An 18,726-nucleotide genomic window follows, 5' to 3' on the forward strand; every position below is an offset into this window, starting at 1 on the left:
TGCTAGCATCGTGACCCATGAATCCCGCCCCCAACCTCGTCCTGGTCGGCCCGATGGGCGCCGGCAAGACCTCGATCGGAAAGCGCCTGGCCGTGCGGCTGGGGCTGGCCTTCGTGGACTGCGACCACCGCCTGGAAGAAGTCACCGGCGCGCCCGTGCCGCTGATCTTCGAATGCGAAGGCGAAGCCGGGTTCCGCGCACGCGAGACCGCGCTGATCACCGAACTCATGCGCGGCGCCGGCCAACTGGTCGCCACCGGCGGCGGCGCGGTGCTGGCCGAGGACAATCGCCGGCGGCTGCGTGAACGTGGCTTCGTGGTGCACCTGCAGGTCAGTGTGTCGCAGCAGATCGAACGCCTGGCGCGCGACCGCAGCCGGCCGCTGCTGGCGGTCGGCGACAAACGCGCCCGGCTCGAGGCCCTGGCGGTCGAACGCGGACCAATCTACCGCGAGGTCGCGGACCTCGCCTTCGATGCCGACGGCCTGAGCGTGCCGGTCGCCGCCGAACGCCTGGGCGCCCTGCTCGAACAGCGCTGGCAGCGCACGGAGGCGGCGTGATGCCGGTGCGCGAACTCCAGGTCGAACTGGGTGCACGGCGCTATCCGATCCGGATCGGCCGCGGCCTGCTGGACGACGCGACCGGCCTGGCCGCCTTCGTGCCGGGCCGGCATGCGCTGATCGTCAGCGATCGCAATGTCGCCCCGCTCTACCTCGCGCAGGTCGAGGCGGCGCTGAAGGGCAAGACCGTCAAGTCGCTGGTGCTGCCCGCAGGCGAACAGGAGAAGACGCTCGCCCGCTTCGGCGACGTGATGGCGGCCCTGGCCGCACTCGACGCCAGCCGCGACGCCACCGTGGTCGCGCTGGGCGGCGGCGTGGTCGGTGACCTGGCCGGTTTCGCGGCCGCCTGCTGGATGCGCGGGGTGCGTTTCGTGCAACTGCCGACCACCCTGCTGGCGATGGTGGACTCCTCGGTCGGCGGCAAGACCGCGGTGGACCTGCCGCAGGGCAAGAACCTGGTCGGCGCCTTCCACCAGCCCGCGGCCGTGCTGGCCGACACCGCCACGCTCGACACCCTGCCCGACCGCGAGCTGCGTGCCGGCCTGGCCGAGGTGGTGAAGTACGGCGCGATCGCCGATGCCGGATTCTTCGAATGGCTGGAGAACAAGGCCGACGCCCTGCTCGACCGCGATGCCGACGCACTGGCCGAGGCGATCGCCGTCAGCTGCGCGCACAAGGCCGGCATCGTGGCGCGCGACGAGACCGAACAGGGCGAGCGCATGCTGCTCAACTTCGGCCACACCTTCGGCCACGCCATCGAGACCGAGCAGGGTTACGGCGGGCTGCTGCACGGCGAGGCGATCGCAGTCGGCATGGTGCTGGCGGCGCGCCTGTCCTCCGACCTGGGCCGCGCGCCCTGGGCGGACACGGCGCGGCTGGCCGCGCTGCTCGAGCGCCTCGGCCTGCCCGTGGCCCTGCCCGCCGGGCTGTCGGGTGATGCGCTGCTGGCGCGCATGCGGCTGGACAAGAAAGCCGTCTCCGGTTCGCTGCGTCTGATCCTGTGGTCCGGCCTGGGCCGCGCCGAAGTCGTCACCGACGTCCCCGATCTGGAAATCCGCGCGGTGCTCGACGCCTGAGGCCTGCTTTCTTGCCCCTGGAAGCCTGCGGAATAAGTGGCGCGGGCCCGCCAAAACGCCCGCCAACGGCTACAATGGCGCCCCTATGCGCCTGCTGCTACAGCAAAAACCGCTCGCCGGAGAAGCCCCCAGGTACGTCCAGCTGATCCTCCAGCAGGACCTGCTGGGCGGCTGGACCCTGCTGCGCGAAACCGGCCAGATCGGCGGCAAGGCCCAACTCAAGCGCGAACAGTACCTGGAACGCGATGCCGCCCTCGCGGCCTTCGAGAAAGCCCGCGACACCCAGTTGCGCAAAGGCTTCCTGGTCATGTTCGCCCAAGGTGCAGACGCACCGCGTTGATGGATTGAAACCGTGACCCTGAAGAACGACCGCTTCCTGCGTGCCCTGCGCCGCGAACCCGTGGACTGCACGCCCGTGTGGCTGATGCGCCAGGCCGGCCGCTACCTGCCCGAATACCGCGCCACCCGCAAGCAGGCCGGCAGCTTCATGGGCCTGGCCACCAACCCCGAACTGGCCTGCGAAGTCACCCTGCAGCCGCTGCGCCGCTACGACCTCGACGCGGCCATCCTGTTCTCCGACATCCTCACCGTGCCCGACGCCATGGGCCTGGGCCTGTATTTCGCCGACGGCGAGGGCCCGAAGTTCGAACGCCCGGTGCGCACGCCGGCCGACATCGCGAAACTGGCCGTGCCGGACATGGGCAGCTCACTGCGATACGTGATGGATGCGGTGTCGCTGATCCGCCGTGAGCTCGACGGCGCCGTGCCGCTGATCGGTTTTTCCGGCAGCCCGTGGACCCTGGCCTGCTACATGGTCGAAGGCGGCGGCAGCGACAACTTCGCCCGCATCAAGTCCATGGCGCTGAACGAACCGGCGGCGCTGCATCGGCTGCTCGAGGTCACCACCGATGCCGTCATCGCCTATCTGGCGGCGCAGCGCGCGGCTGGTGCGCAGGCGCTGCAGGTGTTCGACACCTGGGGCGGCGTGCTGGCGCCGCACGTGTACCGCGAATTCTCGCTGCGTTACCTGCAGCGCATCGCCGCCGAACTGCCGCGCGGCGACGGCGCGCAGCGCACGCCGCTGATCCTGTTCGGCAAGGGCAATGCGCCCTACCTGGAAGACCTGGCCGCCACCGGCGCCGAAGGCCTGGGCGTGGACTGGACCGTGTCGCTGGGCGACGCCCGCCGCCGCACCGGTGGCCGGGTCGCGCTGCAGGGCAACCTGGACCCGACCACGCTGTACGCCTCGCCCGAGGGCATCCGCACCGAAGTGGCGCGCGCGCTCGACGGCTACGCCGCCGCCAACGACGGTTCCCGCGCCGGCCACGTGTTCAACCTCGGCCACGGCATGAGCCCGGACATGGATCCGGAACACGTGCGCGTGCTGGTGGACGCGGTGCACGCGCACAGCCGCGCCGGCTAGCGCACCGCCGCCAACGCCCCGGCCAGCATCTCGCCGGTCACCGGCTTGCGCAGGAAACCGCCCATGCCGGCGGCGCGCGCGGCCGGTTCCGCCTCGGGGTCGGAACGCGCGGTCAGTGCGATCAGCGGCAACTCCAGGCCGCGGGCGCGGATCAGCCGCGCCAGCGCGAGGCCATCGATGCCGGGCAGGTCCAGGTCGAGCAGGGCGAGGTCGAAGGACTGGGTTTCCAGCGCGGTCAACGCGGCCAGCCCATGCGGCGCATGCAGCACGCGATGCCCGGCGCGCTGCAGCAGGCCGACCACCACCTCCGCTACCGGGGGTCGTCTTCGACCAACAAGATCGCGAAAAAGAAACACCCGAAGCCGACTCTCCCGCGAAAGACAGCTCTCCCAAAGAAGCTGCCAAAGGCAAAGCCGCTCCTCATCCGCAGCCAAAAGCGGCCCCTCCTCAGCAGCCGCCAACGGCAACTCCACCCTGAAACAAGCCCCCCCCCAGGGCGCTGGCCACACTGATCGATCCCCCATCGCCACCACCAGCTCCTGGCTGATCGCCAGCCCCAGGCCGGTACCGCCGCTGCTGTCACCATCACCGGGCTCGAACCGGTGGAACAGGCGCGCCTGGCGCTCCGCATCCAGTCCCGGACCGGTGTCCCGCATCTCCAGCACCAGGCCCTGCGGCGAACGCGGTCCGACCCGCAGGGAGACCTTGCCCTGCTCGCAGAACTTGATGGCGTTGTGGCCAAGGTTGAACAGGACCTGCCGCAGACGCGTGGCGTCCCCGTGCAGCGCGACGGGCGCGCCGGCGTCGCAGTGCAGCGAAAACACCAGCGACTTGGCCGACGCCAGCGGCTGCAGCAGCCCGGCCACCTCCTGCAGCAGCGGGCGCAGCTCGAAACGGGCGTTCTCCAGCCGCAGCCGTCCTGCCTCGATGCGCGCCAGGTCGAGCGCATCGTTGAGCAGGCGCAGCAGGTGCGCGCCCGCACGCTGGATGGCATCCACCTGGGCACGCTGGCGCGGATCCAGCGCGCTTCCCTGCAGCAGTTCGGCCATGCCCAGCACGCCGGTCATCGGAGTCCGTATCTCGTGGCCCAGGGTCGCCAGGAAGCGGCTCTTGGCCTCGGAATGCTGTTCGGCCAGCGCCTGCCGCTCGCGGCTCAGCAGCAGCGCCTGCCGGCGCGCGCGCCGTGCGCGGTGCCAGGCAGACAGCCAGGCCACTCCCGCCAGCAGCACCAGTGCGGCCACCAGCAGCGCCGACGGGGTGCGCCACCACACCGGCTCCACCAGCAGTTCGAGGCTGCGCACGGGCGCCCAGCCACCCGCGGCATCCGCCACCTGCCACATCAGGCGATGACGACCAGGCAGCACCTGCTGATAGAGGCGCGGCTGCCCCGGTGGCAATTCGATCCAGCCCGCGTCGTGCGCCTGCAGCCAATAACGATGGCGCACCGGCGCGGAGGGCGCCGGCAGGCGCAGGTCGCGATCCCCCGGCTGCAGGCGCAGCCAGCGGCCTGAAGCGGGCAGCTCCACCACGACGCCGTCGCGATGCACGAGCGCCGGCCCCGACGGCATCGCGGCAGCCGGAGACGCCGCGGCAATGCCCGCCAACCCCCAGAACAGACACGGCAGCAGGCGTTTCCGGACGCCCGCAGCATTGGAATCCACCGTCATCCACTCCCCGTTAACCCGGCCGGCCTAGACTAGCCAGGCCGCGTCCCGGTGGATGTAGGAAAACGCATGTCCCTGAAACTTCGATGCTGGCTGGTCCTGACCCTGGCGATCACCGCCGCGCCGGCCGATGCCCGGACCGAGATTTTCCGGCTCGACCCGGTGCATACGCGCGTGATCTTCCTGGTGGACCATGCCGGCCTGTCACGCGCCATCGGCAGTTTCTCCGGCGCCAGCGGCCAACTCCACTTCGACCCGGAGGACTGGAGCACGGCCCGGCTCGAGGTCAGCCTGCCCCTGGCCAGCCTCGACCTGGGCGATGCCGAATGGCGCGAAAAAGTGCTTGAACCGGCTTTCCTGGACGTCGAAGGCCAGCCCGAGGCACGTTTCGTCTCCACTCGCGTCGAGGCCGCTGGCGCGGACCGCGCACGCGTCACCGGCCAGCTCTCGCTGCGCGGCGTCAGCCGCGAACTGGTGCTGGACGTGCGCCTGAACGCGCACAAACGCCACCCGGTCACCTTCCGCCGCAGCGCCGGTTTCTCCGCCAGCGCGCGCCTGAGCCGTCGCGACTTCGGCATCACCACCTGGCCGAACGTGATCGGCGACGAGGTCGAGCTGATGATCGAGGCCGAGGCGATCCGCGACCGCACGCCCACCCCCGCCACCGAGGACTCCGCCGATGCCGATCAAGAACGCCGCTGACCGCTGGGGCTTCGTCAGCCTGGGCATCCACTGGCTCACCGTGGTCCTGGTGCTGTGCCTGGCCGGGGTCGGGCTGCTGATGGACGAACTGCCGAACTCGCCCACCAAGGTGCAGGTGTATGCGCTGCATAAGAGTTTCGGCCTGACCGTGTTGGCGCTGACCGTGCTGCGCCTGCTGTGGCGCCTGGTGGCCGGCGTGCCGCAGCCGGTGCCGGGCACGCCGCGCTGGCAGGTCGTCGTCGCCAGCCTCACGCATGGCGCGCTGTACGTGGTGCTGCTGGCGATGCCGTTGAGCGGCTGGCTGTACAACTCGGCGGCGGGTTATCCGCTGCAGTGGTTCACGCTGTTCAACCTGCCCGGCCTGTCGGAACGCGACCCGGATGTCCGGCGCTTCGCGCACGAAGCGCACGAGACCCTGTTCCTTGGTGCTCGCCGCCATCGTCACGCTGCATGCCCTGGCCGCGCTCAAGCACCATTATTTCGACCGCGACCGCACCCTGGCGCGCATGCTGCCGCTGGTGAAGGCTCCCGATCCCGCCGCGTCCGGGCCGGGCCGTGGTCCCGATGCGGGGGCCGCATGATGCGTCTCCTGTGTCTCCTGCTGCTGTCGATGGCCGGCGTGTCCGCGAACGCCGCCGAATACACCGTGCAACCCGGTTCGACCCTGGGATTCAGCGCCACCTACCAGGGCGAGGCCTTCGAAGGCCGGTTCGCGGACTTCACGCCGGCCATCAGTTTCGACCCGGAGGACCTGGCCGGCAGCCGCTTCGAGGTGCACATCGAACTGGCCAGCGCCGGCACCGACAACGACGAACGCGACGAACTGCTGCTCGGCGAAGGTTTCTTCGACAGCGGCACGGTGGCGCAGGCGGTTTACCTCGCCGACGCCTTCCGTGCGCTCGGCGGCGACCGTTACGTGGCCGACGGCGTACTGACGCTGCGCGGCATCAGCCGGCAGGTGCCGCTGGCGTTCACCTGGACCGCCGGCGCCGAACCGGTGCTGGAAGGCGAGGCCAGGCTCAGCCGCCTGGCCTTCAAGGTCGGAGAAGGCGAATGGGCCGACACCGACCTGCTGCCCGACGAAGTGGTGGTGACGACGCGGCTGGTACTGGCGCCAAGGGAATAGCGCCTCTACGCCCGCAGGAAGTCCCGCAACGCATCGACCCCGAACGGCCAATCCAGTTCAGCGCCGGTGTCTTCGCGCCGCAACACCGGAATACGGTCGCCATACCGTGCCTGCAGGCCCAGATCATCATCGATCCACAGCGGGTCGAAATCCTGCACGCCGGCCTCGGCCATCCGCTCCCAGGCCAGGTCGCACAGGTGGCAATCGTCTTTCTGACCAGGGTCAGTCGCATCGGGTGTCCGGGCAGTTCGCCGGCGTACAGTCGGCTTCGGCGTGGGGCGCATAGAATACGGCCACTTCCCGGGAAACCGACATCCACATGGCCGTCAGCGTCTTCGACCTTTTCAAGATCGGCATCGGACCTTCGTCCTCGCACACGGTGGGACCGATGCGCGCCGCTGCGCGCTTCGTCAGTCACTGGCTGGAGGAGAACGGCGACCTGGAACGCACCGCGCGCGTGCGCGCCGAGGTGTTCGGCTCGCTGGCGCTGACCGGCCGCGGCCACGGCACCGACAAGGCCGTGCTGATGGGCCTGGAAGGCCACTGGCCGAACCAGATCGACCCCGACGTCATCCCGGCCGCGCTGGAGCGCATCCGCGGCCAGAAAAAACTGCTGCTGCTCGGCAAGCGCGAGATCGCCTTCGACGAGAAGCACGACCTGATCATGAACAAGCGGCAGAAGCTGCCCTTCCACACCAACGGCATGCGTTTCACCGCCTTCGACGCCGCCGGCGAACAGATCGCCACCCGCGACTACTACTCGGTGGGCGGCGGTTTCGTGGTGAACCAGGACGAGGCCGCGGAAGACCGCATCGTCGCCGACACCACCGAACTGCCCTACCCCTTCCACTCCGGCGACGAACTGCTGCGCCAGTGCCAGCAGCACGGCCTGGGCATTGCCGCGATGATGTTCGCCAACGAACGCGCCTGGCGCGGCGAGGATGAGATCCGCACCGGCCTGCGCGACATCTGGAAGGCGATGCAGGACTGCACCGCGCGTGGCATCCGCGAGAAGGGCACCCTGCCCGGCGGTCTGCATGTTTCCCGGCGCGCGCCGACCCTGCACGCTGAACTCGTCCAAGCCCGAAGCCGGCATGCGCGACCCGCTGACCGTGCTCGACTGGGTGAACCTCTACGCGCTGGCGGTGAACGAAGAAAACGCCGCCGGCGGGCGTGTCGTCACCGCGCCGACCAACGGCGCCGCCGGCATCATCCCGGCCGTGCTGCACTACTACGACCGCTTCTGCCCCGGCGCCAGCGAACAGGGCGTGTTCGACTTCCTGCTCACCGCCGCCGCCATCGGCATCCTCTACAAGGAAAACGCCTCGATTTCCGGCGCCGAAGTCGGCTGCCAGGGCGAGGTCGGCGTGGCCTGCTCGATGGCGGCCGCCGGCCTGGTCGCCGCGCTCGGCGGCACACCGGGCCAGATCGAGAACGCCGCCGAGATCGGCATGGAACACAACCTCGGCCTCACCTGCGACCCGATCGGCGGCCTGGTCCAGATCCCCTGCATCGAGCGCAACGCGATGGGTGCGGTGAAGGCCATCAACGCCTCGCGCATGGCCCTGCGCGGCGACGGCAAGCACAAGGTGTCGCTGGACAAGGTCATCAAGACCATGCGCGACACCGGCCGCGACATGCAGGACAAATACAAGGAAACCAGCCGCGGCGGCCTGGCGGTCAACGTCATCGAGTGTTAGGCCGGCTCACGCCTGCACGCCCGCCGACCCGGCGAACTGCGTCACAGCACGCCCCCCGGCGCTTGCCTTGCCCCGGGACAGGGTTGATATTCGGAGCGAACCCGCGTCCACCGGACACCAGCCGTGCCGAACCTGCGTCGCGCCCTGCCGCTGACCGCGCTTCTCCTGCTGGCGCTCGGCGCGGCGCGCCCGGTCGCGGCGCTCGATCCGGACAAGGCCTTCCACCACTACGTCAGCAACACCTGGAGCATCGAGGAAGGCCTGCCGCAGATCAGCGCGATGGCCATCACCCAGGACCGCCAGGGATACGTCTGGGTGGGCACCCAGGCCGGCCTGGCGCGATTCGACGGCATCCGCTTCAGTACCTACAACCCGGAGAACACGCCGGGCCTGCGCGGCATCTGGATCCACGACCTGCATGTCGACAAGCAGGACCGGCTCTGGATCGCCACCTACCGCGGCCTGTCGGTGCGCGACGAACACGGGTTCCACCCCATCCCGCTGGCGGGTCCCGACCCGCTGCGTTCGCTCGACACCCAGGACATCGTCGCGATGCCTTCGGGCGAACTGATGGTGGCGGCCCCCGATGGCGTCTACCGCGCCAGCGACGAAGCACTGGAACTGGCCTACCCGCTGCCGCGGCCGGCCACCGTGCTGCTCGCGCGCGGCGACGAGCTCTGGGTCGGCAGCCTCGGCCGGGTGTTCCGCATCGCCGGCGGCGTGGTCGAACTGCTGCCGCTGCCGGACACGGACGCGGACACGGTGGTCACGCAACTGATCCAATCGCAGGGGCGGTTGTGGGCCGGCACCAGCGCCGGGCTGTTCTACCGGGAGGGCGACCAGTGGCAACGCCACGAGGGTGGCGAGCCGCTGTCGCGCGTACCGATCGAGGTGATGGCCGAGGACCGCGACGGCAACCTCTGGGTCGGCATGGTCGAACACCTGGCGCGCCTGCGTGCCGGTCGCGTGCAGGAACTGATCATCGACGGCCGCGCGGCCTCTGCCGTGCGCGCCGTCTACGAGGACCGCGAAGGCAATCTCTGGATGGGCAGCCAGTGGGAAGGCCTGAGCCGGCTCTGGAACGGTTGGACCCGTCGCTACGGCCACCACGAGGGCCTGGACGATCCGGTGCTGTGGTCGGTGGCGCAGGGCCGGGACGGGCAGCTGTGGGTCGGCACCAACAGCGGCTTGAGCGTGCTGCGCGACGGCCGGTTCGAACAGGTGGTGGCGGGTGCCCGGCTGCCGCATCCCAATGCCTACACGCTGCTGCCCGAGGACGGTGCCGTCTGGATCGGTACACGCCGGGGCGTGGCGGTGCTGCGCGACGAGCGGCTGGAGCTGCCGCCGGAACTGGCGCCGATGCGCAGCGCGCAGATCAACGCGATCCTGCGCGACCATCGCGGCGCGCTGTGGTTCGCCACCACCCAGGGGCTGTTCCGGCAGTCGCGCGGCGAACTGCGCCGGTTCGGCACCGAAGACGGCCTGCGTGACCCGCGCTCGCGCGTGCTGCACGAAACCCGCGACGGCCGCCTGCTGCTGGGCAGCCAGACGGGCCTGTACGAAGTGGTGGGCGATCGCGTCGAGCCGCTCGGCCTGGACGCCGGCCTGCCGGCCGAGCTGGACGTGACCGCCATCCACGAACTCAAGACCGGCGAACTGGTGATCGGCGCGCTGTCCGAAGAGATCTTCCTGTTCTACGACAAACGCTGGACCCGGTTCGGCGCCGACCAGGGCATGCCGGTGAACTCGGCCTTCTTCATCACCGAGGACACGCGCGGCTTCCTGTGGGTCGCCGGCATCCGCGGCATCCTGCGCGTGCCGCTGGGCGACCTGCGCGAGATGGCCGCGGGACGCGGCAAGCGCGTGCGCGGCGAAATGCTGCTCAACGAACGCGGCGACCGCCGCGGCGGCCAGAAGGGCTATTGCTGCAACGGCGCCGGCAATGCCAAGGGTTTCCTTCGCGACGGTGAACTGTGGCTGCCCAGCCGTGATGGCCTGGTCGCCATGGCCACCCACGGCGTGGTCAAGAACACCGTCGCGCCACGCACGCTCATCGAGCGGGTGAAGGTGGGCGAGCAGTGGCGCGACGCCGACGCAAGCGCCGACTGGCACCTGCCGCAACAGGCGCGCGACCTGAGCTTCGAGTTCACCGCACTGAGCTTCCAGGACCCCAACAGCGTGGACCTGCGTTACCGCCTGCTCGGATACGACGCCGACTGGCGCACGCTCGAAGACGGCAGCCGGCGCGTGGTGAACTACACCAACCTGCCGCCGGGCCCCTACGTTTTCGAAGCCCTGGGAGCCAACAATGCCGGCCTGTGGAGCGATGCGCCGGCCCAGCTGGGTTTCCGCATCCAGCCGAGCTTCCACGAAACCGGCCTGTTCCGTCTCCTGTTGGCCGTGCTGGCAGCCAGCATCGTCTATGCCGGCTTCGTCCAGCAGCGTGGCGCGCACCGGCGCCAGCGCGAGGCGCTGGAACAACTGGTGCGGCAGCGCACCGAGGCGCTGGAGGTGGCGAACCTGCGGCTGGAGGACGCCAGCCAGACCGACCCGCTCACCGGCCTGCGCAACCGCCGCTACCTGGCCAACCAGATCCCCGCGGACATCGCCTTCTACGACCGCGAGACCCTGCGCCGCGGCAGCCCGGGCGAGGTGATGGTGTTCGCGCTGATCGACATCGACCACTTCAAGGCGGTCAACGACACCCATGGCCACCAGGCCGGCGACCGCGTGCTGCAGCAGTTCGCGGCGGTGCTGGGCCAGCTGGTGCGCACCGGCGACTACATCGCGCGCTGGGGGGCGAGGAATTCCTGGTGGTGTTCCGGCCCATGCCCAACCGGCACCTGCCGATGCTGGGCGAACGCATCCGCGCCGCCATCGCCGGGCACCGGTTCGAAGTCGGCGCCAGCGAGCCGCTGCACATGACCTGCTCGATCGGTTTCATCGAATGCCCGTTGTTCCGCGATGCCCGCGGCAGCCTGGGCTGGGAACAGATGGTCGAGCTGGCCGACCGCGCCCTGTATTTCGTCAAGGCGCGGGGCCGCAACGGCTGGGCCGCCTTCCGCCCGCTGCCCGACGCCGACCTGGACGGGCTGCTGCAGGTGCTCAAGGGCGATCCCGCCGCGCTGCTGGACAGCGGCAAGCTGGAACTGGTGGTGTCGCCCAACCTGCGGGCGCCGCCGGGCTGATCGCCCCTAGTGCCGGCGGCGGCGGCGGCCTATGCTTCGACCATGCGCGAGACGAGCCGACGGGTCGCCATCTTTTCCCTGCTGGTGGCGCTCTATGTCGCTGGCGGCGGGTATTCGACGCTGCTGATCGACGCGCCGGGCCAGGTGGCGCTGTTCTGGCCGGCCTCGGGCGTGGCGCTGGCCGGGGTGGTGCGTTACGGCCTGCGCTGGGCCGTGTTCGTACCGATCGGCGGACTGCTGGTGCACCTGCTGTTCGATCCGGTGCCGATGACCTTCCTCGCCTGGTCGCTGGCCAGCAACCTGCTGGCTGTGCTGGCCGGCGCGTGGCTGGTGCTGCGGCTGCCGGTCCGCGACACCTTGACGGTGCGTTTCGGCCTGCGCGCCCTGCTCGGTGGCGTGGTGATGGCGGCGGTAAGCGCCGGCATCGGCACCTGGGCATGCAGCAGTCGGGCCTGCTGGAAACCGAAGCGCTCGGCGCCGCCGTCACCCGCTGGTTCCTCGGCGACCTGCTCGGCGTGACCAGCGTGGCGCCGGCGATGATGCTGGCGCTGTCGCGCCGCGATGTCCGGCTGCAACTGCCCGAGAGCGGCGACTACGCCCCCGAGCCCGAACGCCTGCTCTGGAACATCGCGCTGACCGCCAGCTACCTGCTGATGGCCTGGGGCGGCAGCCTGGGCGGCCACTACGCCCTCGGCCTGGTTGCGCTGCCGCTGGGCATCCTGGTCTGGAGCGCGATCCGGTTCCCGCCGCTGCATACCGCCGCGGCCATCGCCGTGACCATGCTGCTGATCGCCGGCCTGGCCGGTTTCGGCCTGGCGGGTTACCCGGCACCGCAGGAGACACGCGAGGGCGTGAACCTGCTTGCCTTCCTGATCGTGGTCGCGGCACTGCCGATGATCCTGGCCTTCGCAATGCACCAGCAACGCGTCACCGCGGCGCACCTGACCCAGCGCGCCACCATCGACCCGCTGACGGGCCTGGCCAACCGCAACGCCTTCGAGGAACGCGTGCGTGCCGAACTGGCCAACCCGGCGGCACCGCCGATGGCCCTGGCCTATCTCGACCTGGACCACCTCAAGCTGATCAACGACACCGCCAGCCATGTCGCCGGCGACGCGCTGATCCGCGGGGTGGCCGGCGTGGTCGAGGCCAGCCGCCACCGCGAGGACCTGCTGGCACGCACCGGCGGCGACGAATTCGCCCTGCTGCTGCGCAACTGCACGCCGATGGTGGCCGAAGACCGCGTTCGCGTACTGCTGCGCGCGATCGAAGGTTACCGCTGCGGCTGGGACGGGCAGATGCTGGGCACCACCGCCAGCGCCGGGCTGGTGGCGTTTCAGCCTGGCCAGGGCGACTACGCGCTGCTGCTGTCGCAGGCCGATGCCGCCTGTTTCACGGCCAAGGAACAGGGCGGCAACCGGGTCTGCCTGGCCAGCCTGGACGGCGGCGACCTGCTTGACCGCACCGCGGCGATGCGCTGGGTGGTGCGCATCCGCGATGCGCTTTCGTCACATTCGCTCGAGCTGTTCTGCCAGAGCATCGTCGCGCTGCGCCCCGATGGCGACCGCGGGCGCCACTTCGAGGTGCTGCTGCGCCTGCGCGACCCGCGGACCGGCGAACTGCTGCATCCGGCGCAGTTCATGCCGGCGGCCGAACGTTTCCACCTGGGCGCCCGCATCGACCGCGAGGTGATCGGCCAGACCCTGGCCTGGCTGGAAGCCAACCCCACGGCGGCGGCGTCGGTTTCCACGTGCTGCATCAATCTTTCCGGCGAAGCGCTGATCGACGAGGCCTTCTTCGGTTTCGTGGCCGAACGCCTGCGCCGCAGCAGCTTCCCGGGCGACCGGCTGTGTTTCGAGGTGACCGAGACCAGCGCGGTGCGCGACCTGGCGCGGGCGCAGCGTTTCATCACCGAGATGCGCGGCCTGGGCTGCCGCTTCGCGCTGGACGACTTCGGCACCGGCTTCTGTTCCTTCAACTACCTGCGGGCGCTGGACGTGGACTACTTCAAGATCGATGGCAGTTTCGTACGTGACATGCATGCCTCGCCGCTGGCCGAGGCGGTGGTGCGCTCGATCAACGAGATCGCGCACGTGCTGGACAAACGCAGCATCGCCGAACACACCGAAACCGAACGCGACCGCCAGGCGCTGATCGCCCTGGGCGTGGACTACGTGCAGGGTTACGCCGTGGACCGGCCGACGCCGATCGCCGACTATTTCGCCACGCCGGTGCCTGCCGCATGAGGGCCCGGCATGTATTGGCCCTGCTGCTGGCGCTGGCAGCGCCGGTGGCCGTCGCCGCCAACGAGGGCGTCGCCGACCTGGTGACGGTGCGCCAGAGCGGCCGCCTGCTGGCCGTGGCGCAGAACCGCATGGCCGGTCCGGTGGAAGTGGTGCTGCACGCATCGGGCACCCTCGCCAGCGAGCCGCCGATGCCGCTGCACCGGGTGCTGGCCGCGGGCGAACGTGCGGTGCTGGCCGAGCTGCCCGCGGACACCGGCCGCGAGGCGCTGGTGTTGACCGCCACGCCCGGCGAGCCGCATGCGGTGTCGCGCGATGTGGTGTATTCGCTGCCGGTCGAGGAGTCGGCGTTCGAGCTTGGCCAGGGATTCCACGGTGGTTTCAGCCACGGCGACGAGGCCAACCGGTATGCGGTGGACCTGATCGTGGCCGAGGGCACGGCGGTGTTGGCGGCACGCTCGGGGGTGGTGATGCAGGCGACGTCGGGTTTCCGCGAGGGCGGTACGGACCGTTCGCTGGCGGGGCGGGCGAACCTGGTGCGGGTGTTGCACGACGACGGCAGCATGGCGCTTTACGCGCACATGCGCGAAGGTGGGGTCACGGTGCGGGCCGGTGACACGGTGACGCTGGGCCAGGTGCTCGGTTACGCCGGCAGTACGGGCTTTTCCAGTGGGCCGCATCTGCATTTCGCGCTGCAGGTCAACGGCGGCGGTCGGCTGGTCTCGGTGCCGTTCCGCATGATCGGGCCGGACGGGTTCCTGCCCTTGCGCTGACCCCCTTTGCGCGTGCCGGGATCGTTCGCGGCGATAGGCCGCCGTACGTGAGGTCTTTTTCCGGGGACGCCGTGAATCCATCCATGGAGGCTCTTCGAAAACGTCCATGTTTTCGAAGCCCCGGAAAAAGACCTCACGCACGACGACCTGCGAACCATCAGGGCCGGGATCTCGATTGGGGGCAAGAGCTCGCTTGCCTTGGCTTCCGGTAGGCATTGAGCGATGAACTGGAACCAGGCTCAGTGGGCGGCGAAGTGACGGACACGCGAGGCTCTTCTCGTTCGACAGTCCGGCCTGGATCGACCACAGGCCGTCGTGCGAGGGAACTTTTCCGGACCTTCAGCGACATGGACGTCGCTGAAGAGCCTACATGGACGTATTCACGGCGTGTCCGGGAAAGTTTCCTCGTGCGGCGGCCTATCGCCATGAACGATCCCGGCATAAAAACGCCGCGGAATAGACTCCGCGGCGTTTCGGTGGAACAGGGTGAAGCGTCAGAACGAGTAGCGGGCGATCAGCTGGTAGACCGGGCCGGCGGATTCGGTCTCGAGCTCGTACTCGTCGTAGTCGCGGGCGATCTGGTCGGCCGCATTGTCGAACTTGTCGAAGAACTCGTCCTTCTCCGCGTCCAGCAGGTTCGAACCGGTCAGGCGCACCGACAGGTTCTCGCCGAATCGCTTCTCGATGAACACCTCCAGGTCCGCCCCGTAACGCGTCTCGACCTCCTCCGCCAGCACCCGCAGCTCGGCATCACCCTGCTTGCGGTAGCTCGCGCCGAACGACGCGCCCCAGGACGGCAGGTCCTGGATGAAACCGACGTTGTAGACGTACTTCGCCTGGTTGTTGAAGCGGCGGTCGCCGAAGCCGTCGTCCACCGAACTGTCGAGCCAGGAATAGTTCACGAACACGCCGGTGTTGGGCATGCCCAGCGCCGTCAGCGGCGTCGAGGCATCGAACTCGATGCCGTAGACGTTGCCATCGCCGATATTGGCGGCGGTGTAGACGAAACTCTGCGGGTCGAATTCCGGATACCCCGGGGTGTTCTCGTCGGCGCCCGGGTTGTCGTCCAGGAACTCCTCGACATCGTCCTCGTAGCTGCCGAGCGCGTCATCGCTCGGCTCGCCCGTATTCACCACCTCGATCAGGTCCTTCACGTCACGGTAGAACAGGTTCACGCCGACGATGCCCTGCCGGCCCAGGCGGCGCTCGAAGCCCAGGTCAATGCCCCAGGCGGTTTCCGGATCGAGCTGCGGGTTGCCGGTGAAGTCGTTGTCGCCGTATTCGCCTTCCAGCGTCAGCGGCAGGATGAAGTCGAAGTTCGGTCGGCGCACCGTGCGGCCCAGGGACAGGGTCAGGCGGTCGTCGTCGCTCAGGTTCCAGCGGAAGCTGGCCGAGGGCAGCAGCACGGCGTAATCGTTGGACTCGCGGTCGCCATCCGCCTCCACGTCCACGTCGGCGGACTCGTAGCGCAGGCCGGCCTGCCACTCCAGCATCTGGCCGGCACCGGTGAACATCAGGTAGGGGTCGATGCGGGTCTCATCGATGGCGCTGGTGTTGCGGTCGAAGTCGGCGTAGGGCGGCAGTGGGTCGCCCTCGACGTCGCTGCCCACTTCGCTCACCTGCAGTTCGGCGTCGCGCGCCTTGTCCATGTAGTCCAGGCCGAACTCCATGTCGGTCAGGCCCACGGCCCGCTTGTGCGCAAGCCTGAAAGTCAGCTCGGTGTCGTCGGTGTCGGCAAGGGTGCGCTCGCCTTCGACCTCGTCGAAGGACGGCGGCGTGTCGTCGTCGTCGTAGCTGGTCTCTTCCTCGGTATCGAAGCTCTCGTCCTCGAAGCTGGCGTAGCCGAAGTCGATCCCGCTGCGGCCGCCGGCCATGTCGAATTCGTAACCCGCGCCGAAGGTGAGGTTGGTCTGGTCGATCTCGACCAGCTGGTGGTTCACCGAAAGCAGGTTGTCCCGGCTGGTCGACACCGGGTCGTTGTATTCGATCGAATCTTCGGTCTGGGTGCGGTCGGTCAGCACGTACAGGCCGGTGAGCTTGAGCTCGCCGGTGCCGATCTCGCGGCTGTAGGAGACGTTGGCCGAATAGTCGTCGCCGTCACGCACGTCGGTCTGGTCCTCTCGGTTGACGAAGTCGCCGCCCGGCTCCTCGAAACGGGTGCTGTACTTGGCCTTCGGGTTGTAGCGGCCCTGGACGTTGAAGCCGCCGAGCAGGCGGCCACCGCCGACCTCGCCCGAGGCCACGGCACCATAGGTGGGCTTCACTTCGCCGTCGTCGAAACGCAGTGCGCCGGCGCGAACGTAGGCACCGTCGAACTCGTAGGCGTCGCGCAGGATGATGTTGAGCGCGCCGGCCACGGCGTCGCCGCTGCGGTTGGCGCTGGGGGCGCGCACGATCTCGATGCGCTCCACCAGCTCGGCCGGGATGCGGTCGACGAAGAAGCTGCGGTCGTTGCCGGCGCCCGGCACCTTCTTGCCGTTGATCAGGATCTGGGTATAGCTCGGGTCCAGGCCGCGCAGCTGGGCGCCGTCATATTCGAGCACGTCCGAAACGAAGGCCACCGAGGGCACGCGCTTGAGCATGTCGCCGACGGTCAGCGGCTCGAAACGCTGGAAATACTCCAGGTCGTAGGACAGGGTCGGGGCGATGTCCTCGGCACGGTCGCGGTAGGTGATCTCGCCCTGCACGACGATGGTGTCGAGCTCCTTCACCGCGCCTTCCGGCGCCGTGGGCGCGCTCGGTGCGGCCTGCTGGGCGAACGCGCCGCCGGAGGCGACGACGAGGGCGCCGGCCAGCGCCCGGGACAGGCTGGCGGCGAGCAGTTTCTTCTTCATGGCTTCGGGTTCCCCTGGAGGTAAACCCGGATTTGTACGTGTCCGGCATGGCGGAAACATGACAGTGGCGTGTTGTCACATCACCGCCGTTTGTCCTCGCACGGACATCGCCCGCCGATTGTTTCGGTTTGATTGCAGCGGAGTGGCCAACATCCGCCGCGGTCGGACTCAGGCGACGATGCGCAGCAGGTCGTCCAGCAGCGCGGCGGCGGTCACTTCGGCACCGGCACCGGGCCCCTGTATCTGCAGCGGACGATCACGGTAGCGCGTGCTCCAGATCGCCACCCGGTTGTCGCAGCCACGGCCGACCGCCAGCGGGTCGTCCGCCGCCAGCGCCTCCAGGCCGATGCGCGCGCCGGCGGCGTCGAAGCGGGCGACGTAACGCAGCACCCTGCCGTCGCGCGCGGTGCGTGCGGCGCGTTCGGCCAAGGGCGCATCCAGCTCGCCCAGGGCGGCATCCAGCCGGTCCGGAGCCGCGGCGATGATTGCCGGCGTCAGCAGCGAATCCACCCGCACTTCCGAATGTTCCAGCGGATAACCCGCGGTGCGCGCCAGGATCAGCAGCTTGCGCCGCACGTCCTCGCCGGAAAGATCCACGCGCGGATCGGGTTCGGCGAAACCCTGCGCCACCGCCGCGCGCACACGCGCCGAAAACGGTTCGCTGCCGTCGTAACCGTCGAACAGCCAGGCCAGCGTGCCCGACAACACGCCGACCACCGCGCCGATGCGATCGCCGCCGGCGCGCAGTTCGCGCAGGGTGCGGATCAGCGGCAGGCCGGCGCCGACGGTGGCCGCGTCGCCGTAATGGCGGCCTTCGCCGGCCAGCGCACGGATTTCATGCTGGCGCAGCAGCGGCCCGCCCAGGCCCAGTTTGTTGGCGCTGACCACATGCAGGCCCTGGCGCAGCCAGCGCGGATGCCAGGCCGCCAGTTCGGCGCTGGCGGTGGCGTCCACGACGATGTCGCCGGGCTGCAGGTCGGGCAACAGGCCCGAACCGTCGTGCGCCTCGCCCTGTGCGAGCGACTGCGCCCAGTCCCGGGGCAATGTCTGTCCGTGCACCGGCAAACGCCGGCGCGAGTTCGCCAGCAGGCCCAGGCGCAGGCGCGGGTCGTCCAGTGCGTCCAGGCGTTCGATCAGGGCACGGCCCACGGTGCCAACGCCCAGCAGGGCGATGCGCCGCTGCGCCGGTGTTTCAGCCGTGGCGACCAGGGCGCTCATCGCACCACCTCGCCCGGCGCGGCGGCGATCCGCTGCGCGCGCTGCAGGCCGGCCTCGATGTCCGCCTCCAGGTCTTCCAGCGCCTCGATGCCGACCGACAGGCGCAGCAGGCCTTCGCCGATGCCGGCGACCCGGCGCGCCTCGGCCGACATCGCCGCATGGGTCATGGTGGCCGGATGCGCCACCAGGCTTTCGACACCACCCAGCGATTCGGCCAACGTG

The 18,726-nt window shown here is 69.5% G+C and carries 12 protein-coding genes and 4 pseudogenes; 12 read left to right on the forward strand and 4 right to left on the reverse strand.

Going from position 1 to position 18,726, the window contains the following annotated elements:
• The first annotated feature begins 17 nt into the window (after window positions 1-17).
• The 4 genes from FRZ33_RS14540 (at window position 18) to hemE (ending at window position 3,056) form a co-directional block, all read left to right on the forward strand.
• A complete protein-coding gene (locus FRZ33_RS14540; protein ID WP_146910469.1) occupies window positions 18-557 on the forward strand; it encodes a shikimate kinase in 540 nt (179 codons plus the stop codon).
• On the forward strand, window positions 557-1,633 hold the full coding sequence (gene aroB, locus FRZ33_RS14545) for a 3-dehydroquinate synthase (protein WP_146910470.1): 1,077 nt from the start codon (window positions 557-559) through the stop codon (window positions 1,631-1,633). Before FRZ33_RS14540 ends, aroB begins: the two co-directional genes overlap by 1 nt.
• Before the next feature lie 85 nt (window positions 1,634-1,718).
• Window positions 1,719-1,973 (forward strand): WGR domain-containing protein, encoded by a 255-nt coding sequence (locus tag FRZ33_RS14550; protein ID WP_146910471.1) that lies wholly within the window; start codon window positions 1,719-1,721, stop codon window positions 1,971-1,973.
• A gap of 3 nt (window positions 1,974-1,976) precedes the next feature.
• A complete protein-coding gene (hemE, locus tag FRZ33_RS14555; protein WP_425480640.1) occupies window positions 1,977-3,056 on the forward strand; it encodes a uroporphyrinogen decarboxylase in 1,080 nt (359 codons plus the stop codon).
• Here the strand turns inward: hemE and FRZ33_RS14560 are convergent.
• On the reverse strand, window positions 3,053-4,624 hold the full coding sequence (locus FRZ33_RS14560) for an ATP-binding protein (protein ID WP_158637251.1): 1,572 nt from the start codon (window positions 4,622-4,624) through the stop codon (window positions 3,053-3,055). The two genes, hemE and FRZ33_RS14560, sit on opposite strands and share 4 nt — an antisense overlap.
• 165 nt (window positions 4,625-4,789) lie before the next feature.
• Here FRZ33_RS14560 and FRZ33_RS14565 point away from each other — a divergent pair, with 165 nt between their 5' ends.
• The 3 genes and pseudogenes from FRZ33_RS14565 to FRZ33_RS14575 form a co-directional block, all read left to right on the forward strand.
• On the forward strand, window positions 4,790-5,422 hold the full coding sequence (locus FRZ33_RS14565) for a YceI family protein (RefSeq protein WP_146910474.1): 633 nt from the start codon (window positions 4,790-4,792) through the stop codon (window positions 5,420-5,422).
• A pseudogene (locus FRZ33_RS14570) lies at window positions 5,400-6,003 on the forward strand (cytochrome b). Before FRZ33_RS14565 ends, FRZ33_RS14570 begins: the two are co-directional and overlap by 23 nt.
• 74 nt (window positions 6,004-6,077) lie before the next feature.
• Window positions 6,078-6,548: pseudogene (locus tag FRZ33_RS14575) on the forward strand (YceI family protein); the annotation flags it as partial.
• Between the two features lie 5 nt (window positions 6,549-6,553).
• Here the strand turns inward: FRZ33_RS14575 and FRZ33_RS17885 are convergent.
• Window positions 6,554-6,832: a glutaredoxin family protein gene (locus FRZ33_RS17885; RefSeq protein ID WP_146910476.1), complete on the reverse strand. Its 279-nt coding sequence runs from the start codon at window positions 6,830-6,832 to the stop codon at window positions 6,554-6,556.
• A 35-nt stretch (window positions 6,833-6,867) separates the two neighbouring features.
• Here FRZ33_RS17885 and FRZ33_RS14585 point away from each other — a divergent pair.
• The 5 genes and pseudogenes from FRZ33_RS14585 to FRZ33_RS14605 all read left to right on the forward strand — a co-directional run bounded on the left by FRZ33_RS14585 (window position 6,868) and on the right by FRZ33_RS14605 (window position 14,452).
• A pseudogene (locus FRZ33_RS14585) lies at window positions 6,868-8,248 on the forward strand (L-serine ammonia-lyase).
• A gap of 279 nt (window positions 8,249-8,527) precedes the next feature.
• Window positions 8,528-11,436, forward strand: a pseudogene (locus FRZ33_RS14590) (diguanylate cyclase).
• 42 nt (window positions 11,437-11,478) lie between these two features.
• Window positions 11,479-11,955: a hypothetical protein gene (locus tag FRZ33_RS15325; RefSeq protein WP_158637253.1), complete on the forward strand. Its 477-nt coding sequence runs from the start codon at window positions 11,479-11,481 to the stop codon at window positions 11,953-11,955.
• Window positions 11,874-13,682, forward strand: coding sequence for a putative bifunctional diguanylate cyclase/phosphodiesterase (locus FRZ33_RS14600; RefSeq protein ID WP_158637254.1), 1,809 nt, complete (start codon window positions 11,874-11,876; stop codon window positions 13,680-13,682). The genes FRZ33_RS15325 and FRZ33_RS14600 overlap by 82 nt, the downstream gene beginning before the upstream one ends.
• Complete coding sequence (locus FRZ33_RS14605; RefSeq protein ID WP_146910480.1) at window positions 13,679-14,452, forward strand: M23 family metallopeptidase; 774 nt, start codon at window positions 13,679-13,681, stop codon at window positions 14,450-14,452. The genes FRZ33_RS14600 and FRZ33_RS14605 overlap by 4 nt, the downstream gene beginning before the upstream one ends.
• 494 nt (window positions 14,453-14,946) lie before the next feature.
• Here the strand turns inward: FRZ33_RS14605 and FRZ33_RS14610 are convergent, their stop codons facing one another.
• Both FRZ33_RS14610 and FRZ33_RS14615 read right to left on the reverse strand, forming a co-directional pair.
• On the reverse strand, window positions 14,947-17,286 hold the full coding sequence (locus FRZ33_RS14610) for a TonB-dependent receptor plug domain-containing protein (RefSeq protein ID WP_146910481.1): 2,340 nt from the start codon (window positions 17,284-17,286) through the stop codon (window positions 14,947-14,949).
• A gap of 168 nt (window positions 17,287-17,454) precedes the next feature.
• A complete protein-coding gene (locus tag FRZ33_RS14615; RefSeq protein ID WP_146910482.1) occupies window positions 17,455-18,504 on the reverse strand; it encodes a homoserine dehydrogenase family protein in 1,050 nt (349 codons plus the stop codon).
• Window positions 18,505-18,726: the final 222 nt, after the last annotated feature.

The organism is Arenimonas daejeonensis, assembly GCF_007993735.1.
GTDB classification, from domain to species: Bacteria; Pseudomonadota; Gammaproteobacteria; order Xanthomonadales; family Xanthomonadaceae; genus Arenimonas; species Arenimonas daejeonensis.